Here is a 20,707-nt window from a genome sequence, read left to right as displayed (position 1 = left end):
CACAGGAATAAGGCCTAGAGAGTCAAAAAGCGATATTTAGAGCCCTCATCAGGCAAAATGGGCTTATAACTATGAAATCCACAGCCTTAGTCAGCTTAATCACCAAACCCTTTAAATGGCTCCGAAAAATACGGGGCTTTAAGCTGGTTTACACCCCATTACTAGCCATTGTGTTGTTCACGATGGTGATGAGTGTGATTTTGGGTACCTTGCACTTACAAGAAAAAAATCAGCAAGAGGCAGCTTTATTTCGAGAATTATCTTTTGCCAAGCAGCGCATTCAATTGCGTTTTGCAAATAATGCCGACACATTAAGTTCTATTAATCGCGAAATAGCAGCGAGCGCAGAAGACCCCAAGCTTAAGCAACTTGTGCGTGAGCAGGCAGATGATTTAGTCCTCAACAATCATGAGATTGTCAAAATCATTTGGATTAACGCGGATAACCAGCGGTCATGGACAGTTCCCGTCAATAACAATAAAACGGACTGGATCAGCAAGACTCAGAATGATCAAACCGCAAATGAGAATCTTGCAAGCACTATTGAATTAAGCAAATCCACTAGTAGAGCTGCGTTTAGTCCTTTTGTGACTCTGAGCCTACCAAATGAAGAGCCGATAGCCAAAGAGAGGCGGACTGTGTTCTGGCAGGTCGTGCCCAATATTGTTGGCGGCCAAACTATCGGCTTTCTAGCTGCTTTATATACAACCCAAGGCGTGCTGGAAATCATTCCGGGTGAACTTAAAGCTCACTATCGCTTTACTTTGCTGACTGACAACGACAGAGTTCTTGCCATCTCCTCCGATCGCGATACGCCAAAACGCGCCTTCAGCAATCAAACTAGTTTGGACATTGGGGTACTCAGTCCCAATATGGTGTTGCGTATTGATACCTATCCACCCCCTACTAATCTGACATTTCGCATGCTCATTGGAGTAGTAATTGGACTTTCCGCATTCGTAATTTGGAGTCTCTGGTCAGTACTAAAACAGATGCAAGTGCGGCAAGAGGCTGAAGCAAATTTACGAACAGAAACCAACTTTCGTAGCGCCATGGAAAATTCCACGCCAGTAGGTATTCGTGCGCACGATATGCAAAAGAGAATTACCTATGTCAATCGCGCATTCTGCGAAATGACAGGATGGAGCGCCAAAGAGCTAATTGGACTTGAGCCACCTTTCCCATTTTGGCCAGATAGTCGCAGAGACGAGCTTGTTGAGAAAATGAATCGCGCTCTTCAATCAGACATCAGCAGCGGCCTGAAAAAAGGAATAGAAGGCGCCATTCTCAGAAAAGATGGCTCATTAATTCAGACGCGGACATTTATTGCTCCATTGATTAATGAGCGTGGCAAGCAAACGGGTTGGGTCACCTCATTAATCGATATTTCTGAACCTAAAAAGATTCGAGAAGAGTTGGCAGCATCTCAAGAGCGCTTTACAACCGTTCTTGAGGGTCTAGATGCGGCAGTTTCTGTTGTCTCACTAGAGACAGACGAGCTCCTGTTTGCAAATCGTTTTTATCGTGAGCATTTTGGCAATGACTCCAAAGGTCATTTCCAACTAGCCCACCAAGAAAATAGTATGCAGACCTTGCACAACATTGCTGAGGATTTACAAGACTCCCCTCCTGGAATACCAACCTCCTTCCTCTATCAAGAGTCTGAGTCTGAAGAGGTTCAACTCAGCGATGGCAGCAATAAATGGTACGAAGTACGTCGCCGTTTTATTCCATGGGTCGATGGACATCTTGCGCAATTACTAATTGCTACTGACATCACCCTGCGTAAAGAAGGCGAGGACCTGGCACGCCAACAAGAAGAGCGCATGCAATTTACGAGTCGTTTAACCACAATGGGAGAAATGGCGTCCTCTTTGGCGCATGAGCTTAATCAACCCCTGTCCGCCATCTCGAACTATTGCATGGGTGTTGCCAAACGATTGGAGGGCAATCTTGATCCAACGATCAACAAGGAAATCTTACCCGCTCTAGAAAAAGCTTCAGAGCAAGCGCATCGTGCCGGAACGATCATTCAGCGTATTCGCGGATTTGTAAAACGCAGTGAGCCGCAGCGAAAGCCAATTGCAATCAACGAGATCATTAATGATGCTGTCGGACTGGTCGAGATCGAGGCACATCGTCACCGCCTCACAATTACCTCAAGCATTGCTGAAAACCTCCCTGAAGTGAATGTCGACCCCGTTCTCATCTTGCAGGTTTTGGTTAACTTACTTAAGAATGGCTTAGACAGTACCAGGGAGGCCTACCCCCTTTCCTCGCGCTGGTCAGCTCCGCCTGTTTCTATTGGCGCAGATCTAGACACCAGCATTTTTCCAGCGATGCTCCGCATTCAGGTCAAGGATGGGGGTGCAGGTATCCCTGAATCGGTCTCACAACGCATGTTTGAGCCCTTTTTCAGCACAAAATCCGATGGAATGGGCATGGGGCTCAATATTTGCCGTTCCATTATCGAATCCCACCATGGGCGCCTGTGGGCCGTGAACTCTATGGATGCCGAACATACTAAGCTTGTCGGCTGCACCTTTACAATATTGCTACCCCTAGAATCTCCGGAAACTAGCGGGAATGTATAACTGTCGTAGTGATGATTGATTTGTGAGAACCGTTATGAACTTAAGCGCCAGCACCAAACCCAACCAGGCCGAAGTTGTTTATGTCGTCGATGATGATGAAGCAGTTCGAGATTCTTTGACTTGGCTTTTAGAAAGCAATGGTTACGTCGTGCGTTGCCATGCAAGCGCAGAACGTTTCTTGCAATCTTTACAAAGCACTGACAAATCAACCATCTCCTGCGCTATTCTTGATGTGCGCATGCCCGGCATGTCCGGTCTTGAATTACAAGAGCGTTTGATTAGTGAAAACTTACCAATGCCTGTCGCTTTTATTACAGGACATGGTGATGTGTCGATGGCAGTATCCACCATGAAACGTGGCGCAGTGGATTTCATTGAGAAGCCATTTAAAGAAAATGATCTTTGTGGACTAGTTGATCGCATGTTGGCAAAAGCTCGCGTGGACTACTCACAAGCAAGTCAACGAAAAATTACTCAGAGCTTGCTCAGCAAACTTACTGGTCGAGAGCGTCAAGTTTTAGAGCGCATTGTTGCTGGTCGCTTGAACAAACAAATTGCCGATGACCTTGGTATCTCCATCAAAACCGTTGAAGCGCACCGCGCCAACATTATGGAAAAGCTCAACGTCAACACCGTAGCGGACTTATTGCGCCTAGCGCTCTCTGACCCACAACCTAATTAATATCAACCTGATTCGTAATGCCGGCTCAATTACTCGACGGAAACGCGCTCTCCAAGAAACTTCGTACTGAAATCGCTGCTCGTGGCGCTATTGTGACTGCTAAGGGCGTTCGCCCTGGTCTAGCAGTGATTGTTGTTGGTGATAATCCAGCAAGCCAAGTCTATGTTCGCAATAAAGTGAAAGCTTGCGAAGATGTCGGCTTTCATTCGGTACTAGAACGGTATTCAGCTGACCTTGGCGAAGAAGAATTATTGACGCGCATTGCAATGCTTAATGCTGACCCTTCTATTCATGGCATTTTGGTGCAGCTCCCACTACCAGAGCATATTGCCGCGGAACGTGTTCTTGAAGCAATCGCCCCTGAAAAAGATGTGGACGGCTTTCACGTTGCTAATGCAGGCGCACTCATGGTGGGCAAACCAGAATTCAAACCTTGTACACCCTATGGGTGCATGAAAATTTTAGAGAGCATTGACTACCCTATCCGCGGTGCTCGCGCAGTGATCGTTGGGGCCTCTAATATTGTTGGCAAGCCCATGGCTATGCTCCTTTTGCAAGCAGGTGCGACAGTGACGATTTGCAATAGCAAAACACGTGATCTTGCGCATCACACTAAAGATGCCGATATTCTTGTGGTTGCCACCGGAAAGCCCAAAATGGTTTCTGGCGATATGGTTAAAAATGGCGCCGTGGTAATTGATGTAGGCATTAATCGCTTGGCCGACGGCAAACTCTGTGGCGACGTTGATTTTGATACCGCCAAATATGTTGCAGGCTGGATTACCCCTGTTCCCGGTGGTGTTGGTCCCATGACTATCACCATGCTATTAATGAATACTTTGGAAGCTGCAGAAAAAGCAGCCAAGCCCTAGATCCATTAAGCTAGAGGGATGAATACACTCCCTCTTGCCACCCTCTCTCCAGAATTACAAAACAACCCTTTACTCAGTTTTGGTCGAGGAATTGCCTCCTATTCAGAAGTAAAGCCTGAACACATTACGCCAGCAATTGAGTGGCTACTTAAGCGCGCCCAGATGGCGGTTGACATTGCTACCGACCCAAGCACTCCCGCTACCTGGAATCAGCTTGCAGAGCCATTAGAAGATGCTACAGAAGCCTTAGGCAGATCATGGGGAGTTATCTCTCATTTAAACAGCGTTGCGGATACACCTGAGCTTCGAGCGGCTTATGGTGCAATGCTTCCTGAGGTAACCGCATTCTTCTCCAGTCTCGGACAAAATTTAGCCTTGTATCAAAAGTTTAAAGAGCTCAGCAAGAGTCCTGAGTTTGCAAAACTGAATCGTGCGCAGAAAAAAGTGATTGAAAACTCCCTAAGAGACTTTCGTCTTGGTGGCGCAGAGTTGAGTGATGCGGATAAACCTCGCTTTGCGCAGATTCAGGATGAGCAAGCTGTATTAGGGAAAGCATTCTCTGACCATGTTTTGGATGCGACAGATCATTTTGTTCATCATGTCACTGATGAAACTCAACTAGCTGGCCTGCCAGACGATGTAAAAGCCGCAGCAGCCGATATCGCTCAGCAAAAGGGTTTGCAAGGTTGGGCATTCACCCTGCACTTCCCCTCTTATTACCCAGTCATGCAGTATTCCGAAAACCGGGCCTTACGTCGCCTTATGTATGAGGCTTATATCACCCGCTCTTCTGAGCTAGGACCTCAATTCGGTGAGGGTAAAGTTGATTGGGATAACACGCAAAACATGCTAGAACAATTACGCCTGCGTGATGAAGAAGCGCGGATGCTTGGATTTGCCAATTTTGCCGCACTAAGTCTTGCGCCCAAAATGGCTAATACTGTTGACGAAGTTGATCGCTTCTTAACTGATTTCGCCATTAAATCCAAACCCTATGCAAAACGCGATTGGGATGAGCTCTGTGCTTTTGCTAAGAACGAGCTTGGTTTGATGGATGGTGTTGAGCCTTGGGATATGGCTTTTGCCTCGGAGCGCTTAAAACAATCTCGGTATGCGTTTTCTGAAAATGAATTAAAACAATATTTCCCTCTGCCAAAGGTGTTGGAAGGACTATTTGGCGTCATTCAAACACTATTCAATGTCAAGATTGAGGCAGCTAACTTACCTACTTGGCATACAGATGTGAAATCGTTTGCAGTGAAGGATCTTTCAGGTAAGTTGCGTGCGTATTTTTATCTAGACCCCTATGCTCGCCCAGGTAAGCGTGGTGGCGCTTGGATGGATGATGCGCGTGGCCGTAGAGAATTACCCAATGGCGAGATTCAAATACCGGTTGCGTATTTAGTGTGCAACTTTGCGTCGCCAGTGAAAGTCGATGGCGTATTGCGCCAACCCACCATCACTCACGATGATGTCATCACCCTTTTCCATGAAAGCGGTCATGGCTTACACCACCTTCTAACCCAAGTCAGTGCTCTAGGTGTTTCCGGCATCAATGGTGTGGAGTGGGATGCTGTTGAGTTACCAAGCCAGTTTATGGAGAACTTCTGCTGGGAGTGGGAAGTTTTAGAAAAGATGACTTCTCATGTAGAAACTGGGGAATCATTACCACGCGAGCTATTTGAAAAAATGTTGGCTGCCAAAAATTTCCAAAACGGATGGATGACTTTGCGCCAAATCGTGATGTCGCTAACTGACTGGAGATTACATTCGCACTTTGATGCGAAGTCTGCACAAGGGCAAGCAGTGTTGGATCTATCGCGAGCAATTGCAGATGAATTTAATGTCATTCCACAGCCTGAGATTTCTCGATGGATTAATACCTTTAGCCATATCTTTGCTGGAGGCTATGCAGCTGGTTATTACAGCTATAAATGGGCTGAGGTGTTATCCGCTGATGCCTACTCTGCATTCGAAGAAGCTGCCAAACTAACGGGATCTGTGCTTGATCGTGTTACTGGCGCACGTTATCGCGAAGAAATCCTAGAGGTAGGCGGTAGTCGCCCCGCTGCCGAGTCCTTCAAAGCCTTTCGGGGTCGTGAACCAAGCATTGACGCGCTCTTGCGCCATGGTGGCCTTGCGTAGGGTTGGTGAACTACTCAACCCAAGTAGGATATTTTTCCATTGCCGACTGAAATAGCTTTGATTCCAGTCGGTCAGCAAGCCAACGTTTTAGCTTTGGAAATGGCAATCCTTCAAATTGCTGTGGATTGACCATGGAAAACTGGCGCATAAAGGGAAAGATCGCAATATCTACCCAACTTAACTTTGCGCCCATCAAATACGGATGTGATTCAAGAGCACTTTCCATAGGTTGGAGCATCACTTCGACTGCATTGTCTAAAACTTGGGCTGGCAACAAGTCAGGGTAGCGATTTGGGTATTTGTATTGATCTAACAACCTCTTGAAGGGGCCGTCATTTTTAGCAATCCAGGCTTGTGCCAAATCGTGATCGACTGACAGCCATGCATCTGGGTCAGACTGTTCAAGCGCCCAACGCATGATATCGATGCTCTGCTCTAGCACAAGATTTTCAACCTGAAGAACGGGCACCGTTCCTTTAGGGGAAATGCGTAACATCGAGGCAGGCTTATCTCTGAGAGAGATTTCGCGTACCTGAACCTCAATAGCGGCATACTGAAGCGCCATCCGCGCTCTCATGGCATAAGGACACCGGCGATAGGAATACAAAATTGCCGTCATTGCTTCATCGCCATCGATAGTCGCTCAAAACTGCTTAAGATTTTTTGATTTGCGCAATCACAGGGGCATGATCCGATGGCTGCTCCCAGGTTCTTGGTTCTTTATCTACGATGCTAGCGCTGCATTTTTCTTTGAGAGCGTCACTTAATAAAATGTGGTCGATTCGTAGGCCTGCGTTTCTACGAAAGCCCATCATGCGATAGTCCCACCAGCTGTATGTTTTAGGCGTTTGCTCAAACATTCTGAAGGAATCATGCAGGCCAAGGCTAACCAAGGATTGAAATGCATCTCGCTCTGGCGGTGAAACCAAGTTTTGCCCTTCCCAAGCCTTTGGATCATGCACATCTTCATCAGCCGGCGCAATATTGAAATCCCCCAATAAAGCCAAGCGTGGATTTTGTTCCAGCTCGCCCGCCACCCAGGCTTGCAAGGCAGTTAACCAATTCAGTTTATAAGCAAATTTCTCGCTATCTGGCGATTGGCCATTTGGAAAATAGGCAGAAACCAAACGTATCGGCTGCATACCTGCAAATGGAATAGTTGCCGCCAAGATACGCTGTTGCTCATCCTCAAAATTGGGCATATTGCGGACTGGCTTTAAGAAGGTCGTGTTCACATCGGTTGCGATAGGCGCTAATGCAGCCTTACGCACAATAATTGCTACCCCGTTGTAAGTCTTCTGTCCTGCAGCCAGACTGAGATAACCCGCAGCTTCTAACTCTTGATGTGGGTACTTGTCATCTGTCAGCTTGAGCTCTTGTAAACAAACCGCATCAATAGCTTGTTGCTTTTTTTCCTGATCCTGCAACCAACGTAGTAAATGTGGAAGGCGAACTTTTAGAGAGTTCACATTCCAAGCTGCGATTCGAATCGAATCAGTCATCGATGCCGAGTTCCTGCAACTTACGAGTAATAGTGTTGCGACCAATACCTAATCGCTGTGCTGCCTCGACTCGACGGCCGCGCGTTACCTCTAGAGCCGCTTGCAACACTGCTTTTTCAAAACGAGAACTTAACGCATCGAATACCGCCGAGTCCCCATCCTGCAGCATCTTCACAGCTAGGCGTGACAAACCACTCTCCCAATCTGCGGCACCTGTCTTCACAGGTGTGGAATTGTTTACAGGTGATGACTCTCCCTGAATAAGGATCGGCTGTTCACTTGCTTGTGAAACGATATCAGCAGGCAAGTCACCAACCCCAACCACATTTGCTGGCGTCATTACCGTTAACCAATGGCAAAGATTCTCAAGCTGACGCACATTGCCAGGAAACGGCATTGCGGTCATTTCTTTAAGAACTTCATCTGACAGTTTCTTGGGTTCTACGCCTAAAGATTTCGCGCAGATCATCATGAAATGTTTTGCAAGCGCTGGAATATCCTCAGAGCGCTCACGCAAAGCAGGCATTCGCAAGCGAATTACATTCAGGCGATGCATTAAATCTTCACGGAATAATCCAGCGGCAACCCGTTGCTCCAGATTTTGATGAGTAGAGGCAATAATGCGGACATTTGCTTTGATTGGGTCTTGACCACCCAAACGATAAAAATGTCCGTCTGTTAACACTCGTAATAAACGAGTTTGAAGATCAAACGGTAAGTCGCCAATCTCACCCAAAAATAATGTCCCACCATCAGCTTGCTCTAACCGACCACGACGCAAGGTCTGTGCCCCTGGGAAAGCACCACGCTCATGGCCAAATAACTCTGATTCCAATAAATCCTTTGGTACAGCTGAGGTGCTCAAGGATACAAATGGTCCTTTTGCGCGCGGACTATGTCGATGCAAAGCTTGGGCTACCAACTCTTTACCCGAACCCGACTCTCCAGTGATCAATACGGTCGCGTGTGACTGCGCTAAACGCCCAATGGCACGAAACAACTCTTGCATCGCAGGAGCTTGTCCGATAATTTCAGTGGAGTCCTGCCTCCAGCCTACCGCCTCTCTAGCGCTGGCATCACCCCTAACCCCCTGCTCTACTGCGCGATGAATTAGCTCAACTGCCTTCTCGACATCAAATGGCTTTGTTAGATACTCAAATGCACCACCCTGAAAGGAAGAAACAGCAGAATCCAGATCTGAATAAGCTGTCATGATGATCACCGGCAAATGAGGGTGCGTGACTTTGACATGCTGCAGCAAATCCAATCCGTTACCACGAGGCATCCGAATATCGGAAATCAATACCTGTGGAGCTTCTTTCTCTAGTGCATTAAGCACATCATTTGGATTAGAAAAGCTCTTGAAAGGAACATTCTCTCGCGCCAATGCTTTTTCTAACACCCAACGAATAGATTGATCGTCGTCGACAATCCAGACTGGTTTCATGATGCCCTCTCCCGTTTACGGTATGGAATTTGAATATGAAAATCGGTTCGTCCAGGACGACTATCGCAGGCGATATAGCCTTGATGTTGCTGAACAAATGTTTGCGCCAAAGTAAGACCTAAGCCGCTACCCCCTTCACGTCCTGAAACTAAGGGGAAGAAGATACGATCAATAATTTCTTTTGGAATACCGGGCCCGTTATCGATGACATGCAAGTCCATCGCTAACTTATAACGTTGCTTTGCGATCGTAACTGAACGAGCAACTCGGGTTTTTAATTCTATTTGCGCAGTACCCTGACTAATCTCTTCGGATAGAGCTTGAGCTGCGTTATGCACAATATTCAGAACGGCCTGAATTAACTGCTCACGGTCACCCATCACCTCAGGCAAGCTGGTGTCATAGTTACGAACAATTCGTAAACCTTTAGGAAACTCAGCTAACACCAGGCTACGTACACGCTCTAATGCCTCATGCACATTAAACGACTCAACTACATGCGCTTTGCGATGTGGGGCTAATAACCGATCAACTAAGGTCTGAAGCCGATCAGACTCTTTAATAATGACTTGAGTGTATTCACGCAAGCCTTTCTCTGGTAACTCAAATTCCAAGAGTTGAGCTGCTCCACGAATACCGCCTAATGGATTTTTAATCTCATGCGCCAGATTGCGCATCAATTGCTTATTTGCCTCTACTTGCTGCGTCACGCGTTCATCGCGTTCGCTTCGGAGCTGCTGATCAATCGGAAACCACTCCATCATGATCAATGCGGGATCTTCCAATGCCGCAATTACTACATGCGCAGGAATAGAGTCCTGATGAATGCTGCCTGGTAATGAATGCAATACCATCTCTTGGCGCTGAGCCATCACATGACCTTGCTTAATGTCATTGATCATGCTGTTAAGAGCTTGGTTATCGCCAAATAAATCATGCACAGATTGACCCTCAAGCGACTTACGTGACAGATCCAGCGCGGATTCCGCAGCGGGGTTCACATAAACCAATTGTTGGTTCTCAGCCTCAAATACCACGATGGCATTGGGCATCTGATCGAGCAATGTCGGAAAAAAAGGAGCAGCCGAAGCTGCTCCCTTGAACGAATTGCGCAACAAACCTGCGCTCAAGTTCTCTCCTTCGCTTACAGGGAGTAGTACATATCAAATTCAACTGGATGAGTAGTCATACGGAAACGTGTGACATCCTCATTCTTCAACGCGATGTATGCGTCGAGCATTGAATTTGTAAATACACCGCCACGAGTCAAGAACTCACGATCTTTGTCCAAGGCTTCCAAAGCTTGATCCAAGCTGTGGCAAACGGTTGGGATCTTTGCATCTTCTTCTGGTGGCAAGTCATACAAGTTCTTATCCGCAGCTTCGCCTGGGTGAATCTTGTTCTGTACGCCATCCAAACCAGCCATCAACAAGGCAGAGAATGCCAAGTATGGGTTAGCCAATGGATCTGGGAAGCGAGTCTCAATACGACGACCCTTAGGATTTGAAACGTGTGGAATACGAATAGAAGCAGAACGGTTACGTGCAGAGTAAGCCAATTTAACTGGAGCTTCAAAACCTGGAACCAAACGCTTGTATGAGTTTGTACCTGGGTTAGTAATCGCATTCAATGCGCGAGCGTGCTTGATGATACCGCCGATGTAGTAGAGAGCAAACTCTGACAAACCAGCATAACCATTACCAGCAAACAAGTTCTCACCATTCTTCCAAACAGATTGGTGAACGTGCATACCAGAACCGTTATCACCAACTACTGGCTTAGGCATGAATGTTGCTGTCTTGCCATAAGCGTGAGCAACGTTCTGAATCACATACTTTTGCCAGATAGTCCAGTCAGCACGCTGAACCAATGTGCTGAACTTAGTACCCAATTCGTTCTGACCTTGGCCAGCAACTTCATGGTGATGCACTTCAACTGGAATACCTAAAGATTCAAGAATCAAACACATTTCAGAACGCATATCCTGGAATGTATCTACAGGAGCAACTGGGAAGTAGCCGCCTTTTTTACCTGGACGGTGACCGGTATTGCCGCCTTCGATTTCAGCACCAGATGACCAAGGAGCCTCTTCGGAATCAATCTTCACGAAGCAACCCTGCATGTCAGCACCCCAACGAACGCCATCAAAAATAAAGAACTCTGGCTCTGGACCAAAGTAAGCAGCATCGCCTAAACCTGAACTCTTCAAATATGCTTCAGCGCGTTTCGCGATTGAACGTGGATCACGATCGTAACCTTTACCATCAGATGGCTCGATCACGTCACAAGTGAGAACCAAAGTTGGCTCTTCATAGAATGGATCAATGTAAGCAGCTGTCGGATCTGGCATTAACAACATGTCGGAAGCTTCAATACCCTTCCAACCAGCGATAGATGAACCGTCAAATGCATGACCGCTCTCAAATTTGTCTTCGTCAAAAGCAGAAATAGGTACTGTTGTGTGTTGTTCTTTACCCTTTGTATCAACAAAGCGGAAATCAACGAAAGTACATTCTTTCTCTTTAACTAACTTCATCACATCAGCGACGGTTTTCGTCATGCAACTCTCCTCTATTAACTAAACTTGGAATTCAAAACTAAGGCATACACCCTTGTTTATTCCAGGCATGCAACATGCCTTGCGGATGTATGTAATTTACTGAAGCAAACAACGGGGAATCCTCATTATTGCACTATTTAAGTGCTCGAATACCCACATTAACCTGTAAAAATAGCTAATTTGCACCTTTATAGGGCATAAATAGCCTAGGCTATGTCGTGGACCTCATAACCCAGCTCTTGGGTTCCTGTCCGCAGGGCAATCCAAGCGCTTTCTAGCAAATTGGCATTACCTTTAATGCCTAATTCAATGTGCCTCTGGGCGTACACGCCACCCTTGCTGGCATCGCCGACCGAAGGAAGACTGAAGACCTTCACGCCAGGGAAACTCGCCTCAATACGCTCCATAAGGGGCGTCAAAGTCGACTCAATCCCCTTGGGCACGATAAAGCTCTGCTCAGCCCAATTCTCTTGATGAAACAAATCTTTGTAGTGGGTATCCAGGCACCACGCCATCATTGGCGCAGCCATCACTGGAAACCCAGGAAGAAAGTGATGCTCTTTAATCCTAAATCCCGGAATTTGGTTGTAAGGGTTGGGAATAATCTCACTACCAATTGGGAACTCACCCATCTTGAAGCGATGTTGATTTTCAGGGGTATTGAGATCCGCTTTGATGGGATCTCCCTCTGCCATTGATTGAATACGGTCCGCAATCAACTCACGCGCAGTTGGATGTAATTCTGTTTTAGTTCCTAGCGCTAGGGCAGCGCATTGTCGCGTGTGATCATCTGGCGTTGCGCCGATACCGCCTGTACTAAACACCACATCACCGCTAGCAAAACTATCTTTGAGTGTCGCAGTTATTTGCTCAGGATCATCTGCTACATACCTTGCCCAACTCAAACTCAATCCACGCTCTGTAAGCAATTCAATCAACTTACTCATATGCTTATCTTGACGACGCCCGGATAATATCTCGTCACCAATCACGATTAAACCAAAGCGTCTCGCAGCTTTAGCTTCGCTAGCAGACACCTCGATCTCTACTTTTTTTATCGCATCAGCCATGGTAAGGCAGCTCCGTTTCTATTACACGTGTAGGCACTGTTAGCGCCTTATCCAATTCTTCTTGTCTAAGTGTTTTTAAAGCATCTAATAAGAAATGGCTAAACCATAAAGCAGCAAAAACAAATATTAAAGAGTAAATCCACAGAGCAACAAAACTGACGATTGGAAAAAGCACCAGCGCTAATGCAGAAGTTGCCCAAAAGAATGTGGGGACAGCCCCCAGCATCCCTGAAGCGATACCCATAACTAATAACGGCCAACGGTATTTCTCAATTAGCAGATCACGCTCTTCTGCGCTTGCGTGTTTTGCTAAGACGTCATATGACATTAAGCGCATAGTTAACCAACCCCAAAGCAATGGTGGCAGAATTGCCACGAGGGGCGGCACCCACCACACCGGTAAGGTCAACAGAACAAGGGCTAAACAGATTAATGCAGACCAAAGTGTGTAGGCCAAACTACCAAAAAAGCCTCCACCCTGCCTTCGCTCCAAGCCATGGTACTGCGCTTGTCTTGCGACAATATTCACAATAGATGGAACAGTAGAAAAAGCAATCAACACTAGCAAGCTAATTGTGATCAGTGGAATGATGAGCATCACGAAGAACAATGGAGCAATCCATGCTCTTGCATTATCAAAGCCAGCCCATACGAGACCATCTTGTATCCAACTAGTAAAGATAGAATTGGTAAGAAAAATACTGAGGGCTTCTAGCGCGGGAGTCCAGGTTAGCCAAATCAGACATCCCCAGAGTACCGACACAATCAAAAATGGACGCAAACTTAGCCATAACATTCGCGGATGCATCGTGCCCACCAATGCAAGTCCAAATGATTTAAATACTTGTTGAATGCCGACCATAAAACTCCTAACTCACTGAGGCATTTGCCTATGTTTGCTACTTAGCAAACAACTCACGCGCTGCGTGCACTAATCCCTGCCATTGCTGCGTAATAATATTTTGCGAGACGCTTAAGTTTCGCACGCCTGTTGGGTAAATTGCTTTCGGGAAAATAGCAGTCCTAAAGACCATATCCCACCAAGGGAACAATACTCCAAAATTACAGCCACCCAATACGCCAGGTTTGCCCTGTGCCTCATGGCCGTATCCAACTGCGTGGTGCATGCGGTGATACATAGGGGATATCAGCAAATAGCGAGCAATACCTAAATCGCTTCTGATATTGGCATGCTGCCAGCTTTGAATAAATTGACTGATTGCTACCAAGGCTACAAACTGTCCAGGTGAAACACCAAACAACAATGCAAAAAATGCCATTACTATTGCACGCATGATGTCGTCTAAGAGATGGTTGCGATTATCTGACCAGGCGGTCATGACTGTTTGGCTATGGTGCAAAGCATGCAATTGCCACCACCAATTAAAAGCGTGTGAGGCGCGATGATAGAGGTAATCGACCAAATCTAATAGAACTAAATAAATTAGAAAACTCACTACCGGTATTGAAGTAATGCTAGGCCACCAATTTTCGACATTAAGACGATCAAAACGGAAATCATGCAATATCGAATCAATTTCAAAAAAGAATTCGGATAAGGCGATAAACATCAAGCCGTGAAAGATACCCAAGCGATGAAAGAGCGTATAAAACACATCAGCTTTAGAAGATGATGCAAACCGCTCCTGCGCTTCCGCTGGTTGCACTCGCTCCCATGTACGAAGCACTAGCAAAATCAGAAGGATTTGAATACAGCCAAACAGAAACCAATCGAGGCCATCAAAGGCATCTTCAGCCCATGACATCAAATCGAATTGATAAAGAAGTGGGCCAACAAGATTGGTAAATAGCCATTCCTGAATGCTGCCATAAGCACCTGAAATCGCAGAGGTAATATCAGTCCAAGCCATGCTTTATTTTGACTGATTCTCCGAATTTTTGGGTAAGAGCCCAAAACAAAAGCCTCGTTGCTTCAAATTGATAATCAACTGCTCCAACACTGCGGGAGCCCAGGGATCCCTTCTGGACCAGATACCCAAATGAGCCATAGTGATATCACCATTTTGAATACCCTTGCTGGCTTTCTCTAAAAGTATCTGGTTAGGATATTTATCAGAGTTGAGTTCGTCACCCAAAAAGCCTGCTGGTGCCCAGCCAATGTGTTGATATCCGCACATATCCCCCATCCGAATTAGGGTAGGCGATGTCTTGCCTCCAGGGGCACGCCAGATTTTTTGTAGGTGTTGATTTGTTAATTCTTGAAAGCGCTGATCTACGCGACGGATTTCTTTACACATGGCCGCCTCGTTATACATAACGGTCATCCCTGCCTTGGGGCCAAATTGGGGTTTTTCAAAAACTTCGCCCTTTGGGCCATCTTTTACAAAATAAGTATGGTCATAAGTGTGACTACCAAAGTGATGTCCCTCTTTAGCAAGTTCCTGCCAATAAGGCTTCCATGAATCATCTAGAGCGAAGTCACCCCGAAAGGTTTTTTCATTGGCAAGAAAAAAAGTGGCCTTAACGTTCTGTCGCTTCAATATCTCAGCCACTTTTTCAGCAACTGACATATTGCCAGTATCAAAACTGAGATATGCCGTTTTATTGCATGCTGCTGTCTGCGCCTGAGCATAAGTGCCCAATGAAAAACAGCCGAGCATCAGCGCGGCTGTGAAATATATAAGGGTATTACTCTTCATCACTAACTGTATTTACTCCCACGAAGCCCGAGGGTAAAAGAAGACACCATGCGGAGATTTGCCCACAGGAATCACCCCAACTAGTTTCATTGAGGGAATATCAATTACCCCAACCTTCTTCGCAAAACGAAAGGTCACCCACATCGTCTTTCCATCAGGAGTAATTTCCATATCATCTGGACCAGATGGTAGACCGGTAATATCGCCAACCTTTTCCAAGGTTTGCATATTAATCAAGCTGATAGTAGAAGCAATACGATTGCTCACGAAAACATGCTTCTTATCACCCAGCGGGCGGAAATTATGTGCGCCTTTACCCGTAAAAATTCGCTTTACTTCCTTGCGGTTTCTCCAATCAATGACCTGCACATTGTCTTCACCAGTGATACCTACCAATAGATACTGATCTCCTGGCGTCATCCACAATCCGGCCGGAACCTTGCCTGTTGGCATTACCCAAAGCACATTTTGTGTTTCAAGATCGATTGCGGCAAGTTCGCTGGAGTCTTGCAGAGTAATAAAAGCAATCTTGCTATCTGAAGTAAAGGCAATATGACTTGGTGTTTTTGCCAATTTAACTGTCTTTGCTAATTTAAGGTCTGCCCCATTTGCAGCGTAAATATCTACGCGATCCAAGCGATTACCATTCACTACAAACCATTTGTGATTTGGAGAATATCCAATTTGGTATGGGTCAATAATATTTGGTACGCGTCCAGTAATTTCACCGCTGACTGGATTCATCAAAACCACATCGTTACCAGCTGCATTAGCAATTAATAAAGTCTTTTGGTCTGGCGTCATCATCAAGTGATGCGGTTCTTTGCCAACCGGCATTGTCTTAATCACTTCACGGGTTTGCATATCGATCAAACTGACAGAAGCAGCGCCAGAATTCAGAATGACCGCTATCTTGGGTTGAGCCGATACATTACTAGCCGCATTGGATTGCGCGTGAGCAGTAAATTGATGGGAAGCGAGAACAAAACCAAGGGATAAGGCAATGCTGCTAAAAGTTCTAATCTTGATAAATATATGCATAGCTACATTGTAAGCAATGCAGAATACCTAAAAACCCTTCTAGAAGCTCGAATTTGACCTAGCGCAAGCTGGCCAAAACTTTTTCTAAGCGCTTCAAGGACATTGGCGTCGGAGTTTTTAGCTCTTGAGCATATAGAGCCACTCTTAACTCCTCTAATTGCCAACGGAAATCCATGAGGGCTTGGTCACCCGCCATTGCATAGGAAGCAGCCGCCTTGCCACCCTGTAAGAGCTTTTGCCATGGCCTTGCCAATGACTCCCAATCTTTTTGGCACTGCGCATCTCGAGCTGGGTTTGAACGCATCTTGTCGATTCGCAAAGCAATTGCTTTTAAGTAGCGCGGCAGATGCACCAACTGCACATAGGGAATATCAGCAACAAACTTCGGGAAAATTAAACCCTGCAACTGCGACTGAATATCTGCGTATGCAGCTGTCGAGGCTGCTTTTGCTTGAGCCATCTTTTTTTGCAGATCCGCATAAGCCTGCAATGCAGCTAAAGTATGACGCGCAATCTCTTGAGCTATTAAAGCCAATCTGGGCTTACCCTCTTGCAGTCGCTGCGTAAATAACTCTGCAGTATTAGGAAGCGGTTCCGCCATAAAGGCCCTCTCTACGGAAAGATTCAAAATCTGCTCAAGCAAATTTTCTACCGATCCAACATTAATAAAGAGTAAACCAATCTCGCGAACACCAGGTAATTGCTTTTGCAATGCCTTAAGCGTGTCTTTATTGTTTAAAGCAAACAGGCGTCGCAGACCTTGGATATGCTGTTTGCGGGCCTCCAATAAATCATCGAACACCTCGAGATCGCAGTAATCGCCTCGATCGATCAGCGCAGGGTAACCAAATAAGGTCTTATTACCTTTAGCGATCTCCAGAGTTTCTGGTAGCTCGCCAAAATCCCAACTACGATAGCCGCCCTGCTCTACCTTGCGAACTTGTTCTTGAGCTTTGTCATTCGAGCCAACTGGCTTAGTTTGATCTCTAGCTAAATCAATCCCTAGCTCCGCTTGAACTGCCTCTTGCGTTACTGCTTGGAATGCCTCGCGCGCTGTTTGTCCATATTCTGATCGCAGACGCGATAGGTTTCGCTCAAGCTCTAATTGGCGACCATGCTCATCAATCAAGCGGAAGTTCATAGAGCAATGTAATGGCAATGCCTCAGGTCGAAAATCTGTTCTCTTGATTTCCAGGCCACGCTCTTGGCGGATATCATCAATCAGGCTATCTAAAAAATCACCCATGCCAAATTGATTGCTATCAATCTTGCGCTCAAGATAAGACTTGGCGTAATCAGGAAGAGGAACACAGTGACGTCGTATTTTTTGAGGCAGGGTCTTTAGCAATAACAGAATCTTCTCTTCACACATCCCTGGCACTAACCAGTCACAGCGACGCCCATCAATTTGGTTGAGCTGAGCCAAAGGCACCACTAGAGTAACTCCGTCTTTAGGGCTGCCTGGTTCAAAGTGGTAAGTTAAGGCAAGTTGCGCGCCCCCTACTTTCATGGACTTAGGGTATCGATCAACTGTGATACCAGCAGCTTCGTGGCGCATCAGGTCAGCTTTTTCTAGGCGTAACTGGGCATCTAGTTCAGGGTATTTATTGAGATAACTTTTAAGACTCTCTCGATTACAAATATCTTTTGGTATGCGAGAGTCATAGAAAGCAAATAGCAGATCATCATCCACCAAGACATCAGGACGACGTGAGCGATGCTCTAAAGCTTCGATCTCTTTAACCAGTCGATGGTTATGCCAGAAGAATCCAAACACATTCGAATACTTACGCTTGGCATCCGCTTCTGTCTCACGTTTAAGTGCGGGGGTATCCATGCGTCCAAATAACTCTTCTTCCACTAAAGCATGGCGAATAAACAATTCACGAGCTTCTTGCGGATCATGCGGCTCGTACCGTACACGGCGCCCGTGATAAATCGGCAATCCATACAAAGTGCCACGCTCAAATGCCAACACTTCACCTTGGCGGTTATCCCAAAAAGGATCACTTAAGGATTTAATTAATCGATGGCCAGCAACCTTCTCAACCCACTGCGGCTCAATTTTGGCAATGGTGCGTGCATACATGCGGCTAGTTTCTTGCAACTCGCCCGCCAAAATCCATGCGCCCGCCTTTTTACCAATAGTTGAGCCCGGCCAAATAAATGGACGTATACCGCGAGCACCAACATAACCACCTGACTTACTATTGCGGTCTTGAGATTTTTCATCTTCTTCTTTTTTTGCAACAAAACCGAGCAAGCCAGTTAGTAGAGATAAATGGACTTGCTCATAGGTGGCAGCAAGGCCATTTTCTTTCCAACCCTTCTCGCCTAGCATGGTATGTAATTGGCCATGCACGTCGCGCCATTCACGCATACGACGTGGAGATAGAAATTTACTTCGACAGAGGTTCTCGAGCTGTCGATTGCTGTGCTTATGTTGCAAGGCATCTTGATACCAATTCCACAGCTTTACGAAACTTAAGAACTCAGAACGCTCATCGGCGAACTGCAAATGTGCTTGGTCAGCAGCGCCAGCCTGATCCATAGGCCGCTCTCGTGGATCTTGGGTAGCCAAGGCTGAAGCAATAATTGTCACTTCCTTTAAGGCATTCTGTTCTTTAGCCGCTAATAGCATTCGGCCAATACGCGGGTCTAGAGGTAAGTCCGCCAACTGTTTGCCAATCTGCGTAAGCTTGAAGTTGTTTTGCAGCTCCTTGCCGTCTCTGTTATCGCTCGCTTGCACCTCATCAATTTCAATAGCACCTAACTCATCCAACAGTTGCACACCATCTGCAATCGCCCTTCCCAAAGGTTTATCTATAAATGGAAAATGCGCGATCTTTGGTAAGCGCAAAGCGCTCATGCGCAATAAAACTGCCGCTAATGAGCTGCGTAGAATTTCAGGATCGGTAAATTTTGGTCGATTCAAAAAATCCTGCTCACCATAGAGTCGCACACAAATACCATCAGATACGCGTCCACAACGACCTGCGCGCTGATTGGCGGCGGCTTGTGAGATAGGCTCAATTTGCAGTTGCTCTACTTTATTGCGATAGGAATAACGCTTAACTCTGGCTAATCCACTATCAATTACATAGCGAATATTGGGTACAGTTAAGGAAGTCTCGGCAACGTTGGTTGTCAAAATGATTCGACGACCATTACCAGGCAAAAATACTCTTTCTTGCTCTGCAACCGATTGCCGCGCAAATAAACTCAAAACTTCAGGATGAAAGCGTTGTTGCAATACATGATCTTTACGTAGCGCCTCAGCACAATCCCGAATCTCGCGCTCACCGGGCAGAAAGACAAGGACATCGCCCGCGCCCGCAGCGCCTTCTCGCCATAATTTCGCAATCTCTTCCGCTACCGCCTCCGGAATTTCCTTGGCGGCCTTGGATTCCTTTTTGTTATCTGGCTTGGTATCTGACTTAACATCGGGCTCTAGTGGTGAATAGCGCTGCTCCACTGGAAATAGCCTGCCACTCACTTCAATTACAGGAGCAACCTTACCGTTCATAGCAAAGTGTTCAGCAAAGCGCTGCGCATCAATCGTGGCTGATGTAATTATGAGCTTGAGGTCTGGTCTTTTAGGTAGCAGCTGCCTGAGATAACCCAATAAGAAATCAATATTCAGACTACGTTCATGTGCCTCATCAATGATGAGGGTGTCATAAGCTCGCAATTGGGGATCTCGCTGAGTCTCGGCCAATAAGATGCCGTCTGTCATCAACTTGATAGAGGCGGTATGGCTAGTCTTATCAGCAAAGCGCACTTGATAACCAACATCCTGCCCTATAGGAGACCCTAGCTCTTGGGCAATACGCTTGGCCGTAGCAGTTGCAGCGATTCTGCGAGGCTGTGTATGGCCAATCAATTTGCCGCCATTGATTGTGCCTCGACCCAGATCTAAACAAATCTTGGGTAACTGCGTTGTTTTGCCTGAACCTGTCTCACCACAAACAATGACCACCTGATGGCTTTGTAAGGCATCTTTGATCAGCTGGCGCTGACCAGAGACTGGTAATTCTTCTGGAAAGCGGATCTCGAGCCTTCGCCCAGTGTTGGAAGCAGGCACAGGGTTTGGAATTGGCTTGGGTTTTTGTTGGTTTATGGGCTCTTGCACCC

The 20,707-nt window shown here is 46.4% G+C and carries 15 protein-coding genes; 4 read left to right on the top strand and 11 right to left on the bottom strand.

Translation table 11 applies throughout. The features are described from left to right. The first annotated feature begins 71 nt into the window (after positions 1–71). From ICV39_RS06885 to ICV39_RS06870, 4 genes are read left to right on the top strand one after another with little or no spacing between them, the layout of a single operon-like run. On the top strand, positions 72–2,594 hold the full coding sequence (locus ICV39_RS06885; RefSeq protein WP_215389393.1) for a PAS domain S-box protein: 2,523 nt from the start codon (positions 72–74) through the stop codon (positions 2,592–2,594). Positions 2,595–2,628: 34 nt separating this feature from the next. Beyond that, on the top strand, positions 2,629–3,276 hold the full coding sequence (locus ICV39_RS06880) for a response regulator transcription factor (protein WP_071467798.1): 648 nt from the start codon (positions 2,629–2,631) through the stop codon (positions 3,274–3,276). 17 nt (positions 3,277–3,293) lie between these two features. Next, complete coding sequence (folD, locus tag ICV39_RS06875; protein WP_215389392.1) at positions 3,294–4,148, top strand: bifunctional methylenetetrahydrofolate dehydrogenase/methenyltetrahydrofolate cyclohydrolase FolD; 855 nt, start codon at positions 3,294–3,296, stop codon at positions 4,146–4,148. A gap of 18 nt (positions 4,149–4,166) precedes the next feature. Beyond that, positions 4,167–6,293: a M3 family metallopeptidase gene (locus ICV39_RS06870; protein WP_215389391.1), complete on the top strand. Its 2,127-nt coding sequence runs from the start codon at positions 4,167–4,169 to the stop codon at positions 6,291–6,293. Positions 6,294–6,303: 10 nt separating this feature from the next. On the opposite strand, the gene ICV39_RS06865 is transcribed toward ICV39_RS06870, so the two are convergent. The 11 genes from ICV39_RS06865 to hrpA form a co-directional block, all read right to left on the bottom strand. Further along, a complete protein-coding gene (locus tag ICV39_RS06865; protein ID WP_215389390.1) occupies positions 6,304–6,912 on the bottom strand; it encodes a glutathione S-transferase in 609 nt (202 codons plus the stop codon). Between the two features lie 34 nt (positions 6,913–6,946). After that, entirely contained in the window at positions 6,947–7,795 is an 849-nt protein-coding gene (gene xth, locus ICV39_RS06860; RefSeq protein WP_215389389.1) for an exodeoxyribonuclease III, read from the bottom strand. After that, on the bottom strand, positions 7,788–9,242 hold the full coding sequence (ntrC, locus tag ICV39_RS06855; RefSeq protein ID WP_215389388.1) for a nitrogen regulation protein NR(I): 1,455 nt from the start codon (positions 9,240–9,242) through the stop codon (positions 7,788–7,790). Before ntrC ends, xth begins: the two co-directional genes overlap by 8 nt. Further along, entirely contained in the window at positions 9,239–10,360 is a 1,122-nt protein-coding gene (glnL, locus tag ICV39_RS06850) for a nitrogen regulation protein NR(II) (protein ID WP_371816577.1), read from the bottom strand. The genes ntrC and glnL overlap by 4 nt, the downstream gene beginning before the upstream one ends. A gap of 26 nt (positions 10,361–10,386) precedes the next feature. After that, on the bottom strand, positions 10,387–11,802 hold the full coding sequence (glnA, locus tag ICV39_RS06845; protein WP_215389386.1) for a type I glutamate--ammonia ligase: 1,416 nt from the start codon (positions 11,800–11,802) through the stop codon (positions 10,387–10,389). 206 nt (positions 11,803–12,008) lie between these two features. Beyond that, positions 12,009–12,872: a molybdopterin-binding protein gene (locus tag ICV39_RS06840; protein ID WP_256437347.1), complete on the bottom strand. Its 864-nt coding sequence runs from the start codon at positions 12,870–12,872 to the stop codon at positions 12,009–12,011. Continuing rightward, complete coding sequence (locus ICV39_RS06835) at positions 12,865–13,734, bottom strand: EI24 domain-containing protein (protein ID WP_215389385.1); 870 nt, start codon at positions 13,732–13,734, stop codon at positions 12,865–12,867. The genes ICV39_RS06840 and ICV39_RS06835 overlap by 8 nt, the downstream gene beginning before the upstream one ends. 37 nt (positions 13,735–13,771) lie before the next feature. Continuing rightward, a complete protein-coding gene (locus ICV39_RS06830) occupies positions 13,772–14,743 on the bottom strand; it encodes a sterol desaturase family protein (RefSeq protein ID WP_215389384.1) in 972 nt (323 codons plus the stop codon). 3 nt (positions 14,744–14,746) lie between these two features. After that, positions 14,747–15,532 carry a polysaccharide deacetylase family protein gene (locus ICV39_RS06825; RefSeq protein ID WP_215389383.1) on the bottom strand — a complete coding sequence of 262 codons (786 nt, stop codon included), beginning with the start codon at positions 15,530–15,532 and terminating at the stop codon, positions 14,747–14,749. Between the two features lie 12 nt (positions 15,533–15,544). Further along, positions 15,545–16,555 (bottom strand): cytochrome D1 domain-containing protein, encoded by a 1,011-nt coding sequence (locus tag ICV39_RS06820; protein ID WP_371816576.1) that lies wholly within the window; start codon positions 16,553–16,555, stop codon positions 15,545–15,547. A 76-nt stretch (positions 16,556–16,631) separates the two neighbouring features. After that, positions 16,632–20,705 (bottom strand): ATP-dependent RNA helicase HrpA, encoded by a 4,074-nt coding sequence (hrpA, locus tag ICV39_RS06815; RefSeq protein WP_371816528.1) that lies wholly within the window; start codon positions 20,703–20,705, stop codon positions 16,632–16,634. Positions 20,706–20,707 lie beyond the last annotated feature (2 nt).

Origin of the sequence: Polynucleobacter sp. MWH-UH25E, assembly GCF_018687095.1 — a bacterium.
Taxonomy (GTDB): domain Bacteria; phylum Pseudomonadota; class Gammaproteobacteria; order Burkholderiales; family Burkholderiaceae; genus Polynucleobacter.
This window is presented reverse-complemented; position numbering and strand designations above follow the sequence as displayed.

Bases quoted from the DNA above. Each gene is read 5' to 3' on its own strand.
- ICV39_RS06885 (WP_215389393.1), top strand. From the start codon at position 72: ATGAAATCCACAGCCTTAGTCAGCTTAATCACCAAACCCTTTAAATGG.
- ICV39_RS06880 (WP_071467798.1), top strand. From the start codon at position 2,629: ATGAACTTAAGCGCCAGCACCAAACCCAACCAGGCCGAAGTTGTTTAT.
- folD (WP_215389392.1), top strand. From the start codon at position 3,294: ATGCCGGCTCAATTACTCGACGGAAACGCGCTCTCCAAGAAACTTCGT.
- ICV39_RS06870 (WP_215389391.1), top strand. From the start codon at position 4,167: ATGAATACACTCCCTCTTGCCACCCTCTCTCCAGAATTACAAAACAAC.
- ICV39_RS06865 (WP_215389390.1), bottom strand. From the start codon at position 6,912: ATGACGGCAATTTTGTATTCCTATCGCCGGTGTCCTTATGCCATGAGA.
- xth (WP_215389389.1), bottom strand. From the start codon at position 7,795: ATGACTGATTCGATTCGAATCGCAGCTTGGAATGTGAACTCTCTAAAA.
- ntrC (WP_215389388.1), bottom strand. From the start codon at position 9,242: ATGAAACCAGTCTGGATTGTCGACGACGATCAATCTATTCGTTGGGTG.
- glnA (WP_215389386.1), bottom strand. From the start codon at position 11,802: ATGACGAAAACCGTCGCTGATGTGATGAAGTTAGTTAAAGAGAAAGAA.
- ICV39_RS06840 (WP_256437347.1), bottom strand. From the start codon at position 12,872: ATGGCTGATGCGATAAAAAAAGTAGAGATCGAGGTGTCTGCTAGCGAA.
- ICV39_RS06835 (WP_215389385.1), bottom strand. From the start codon at position 13,734: ATGGTCGGCATTCAACAAGTATTTAAATCATTTGGACTTGCATTGGTG.
- ICV39_RS06830 (WP_215389384.1), bottom strand. From the start codon at position 14,743: ATGGCTTGGACTGATATTACCTCTGCGATTTCAGGTGCTTATGGCAGC.
- ICV39_RS06825 (WP_215389383.1), bottom strand. From the start codon at position 15,532: ATGAAGAGTAATACCCTTATATATTTCACAGCCGCGCTGATGCTCGGC.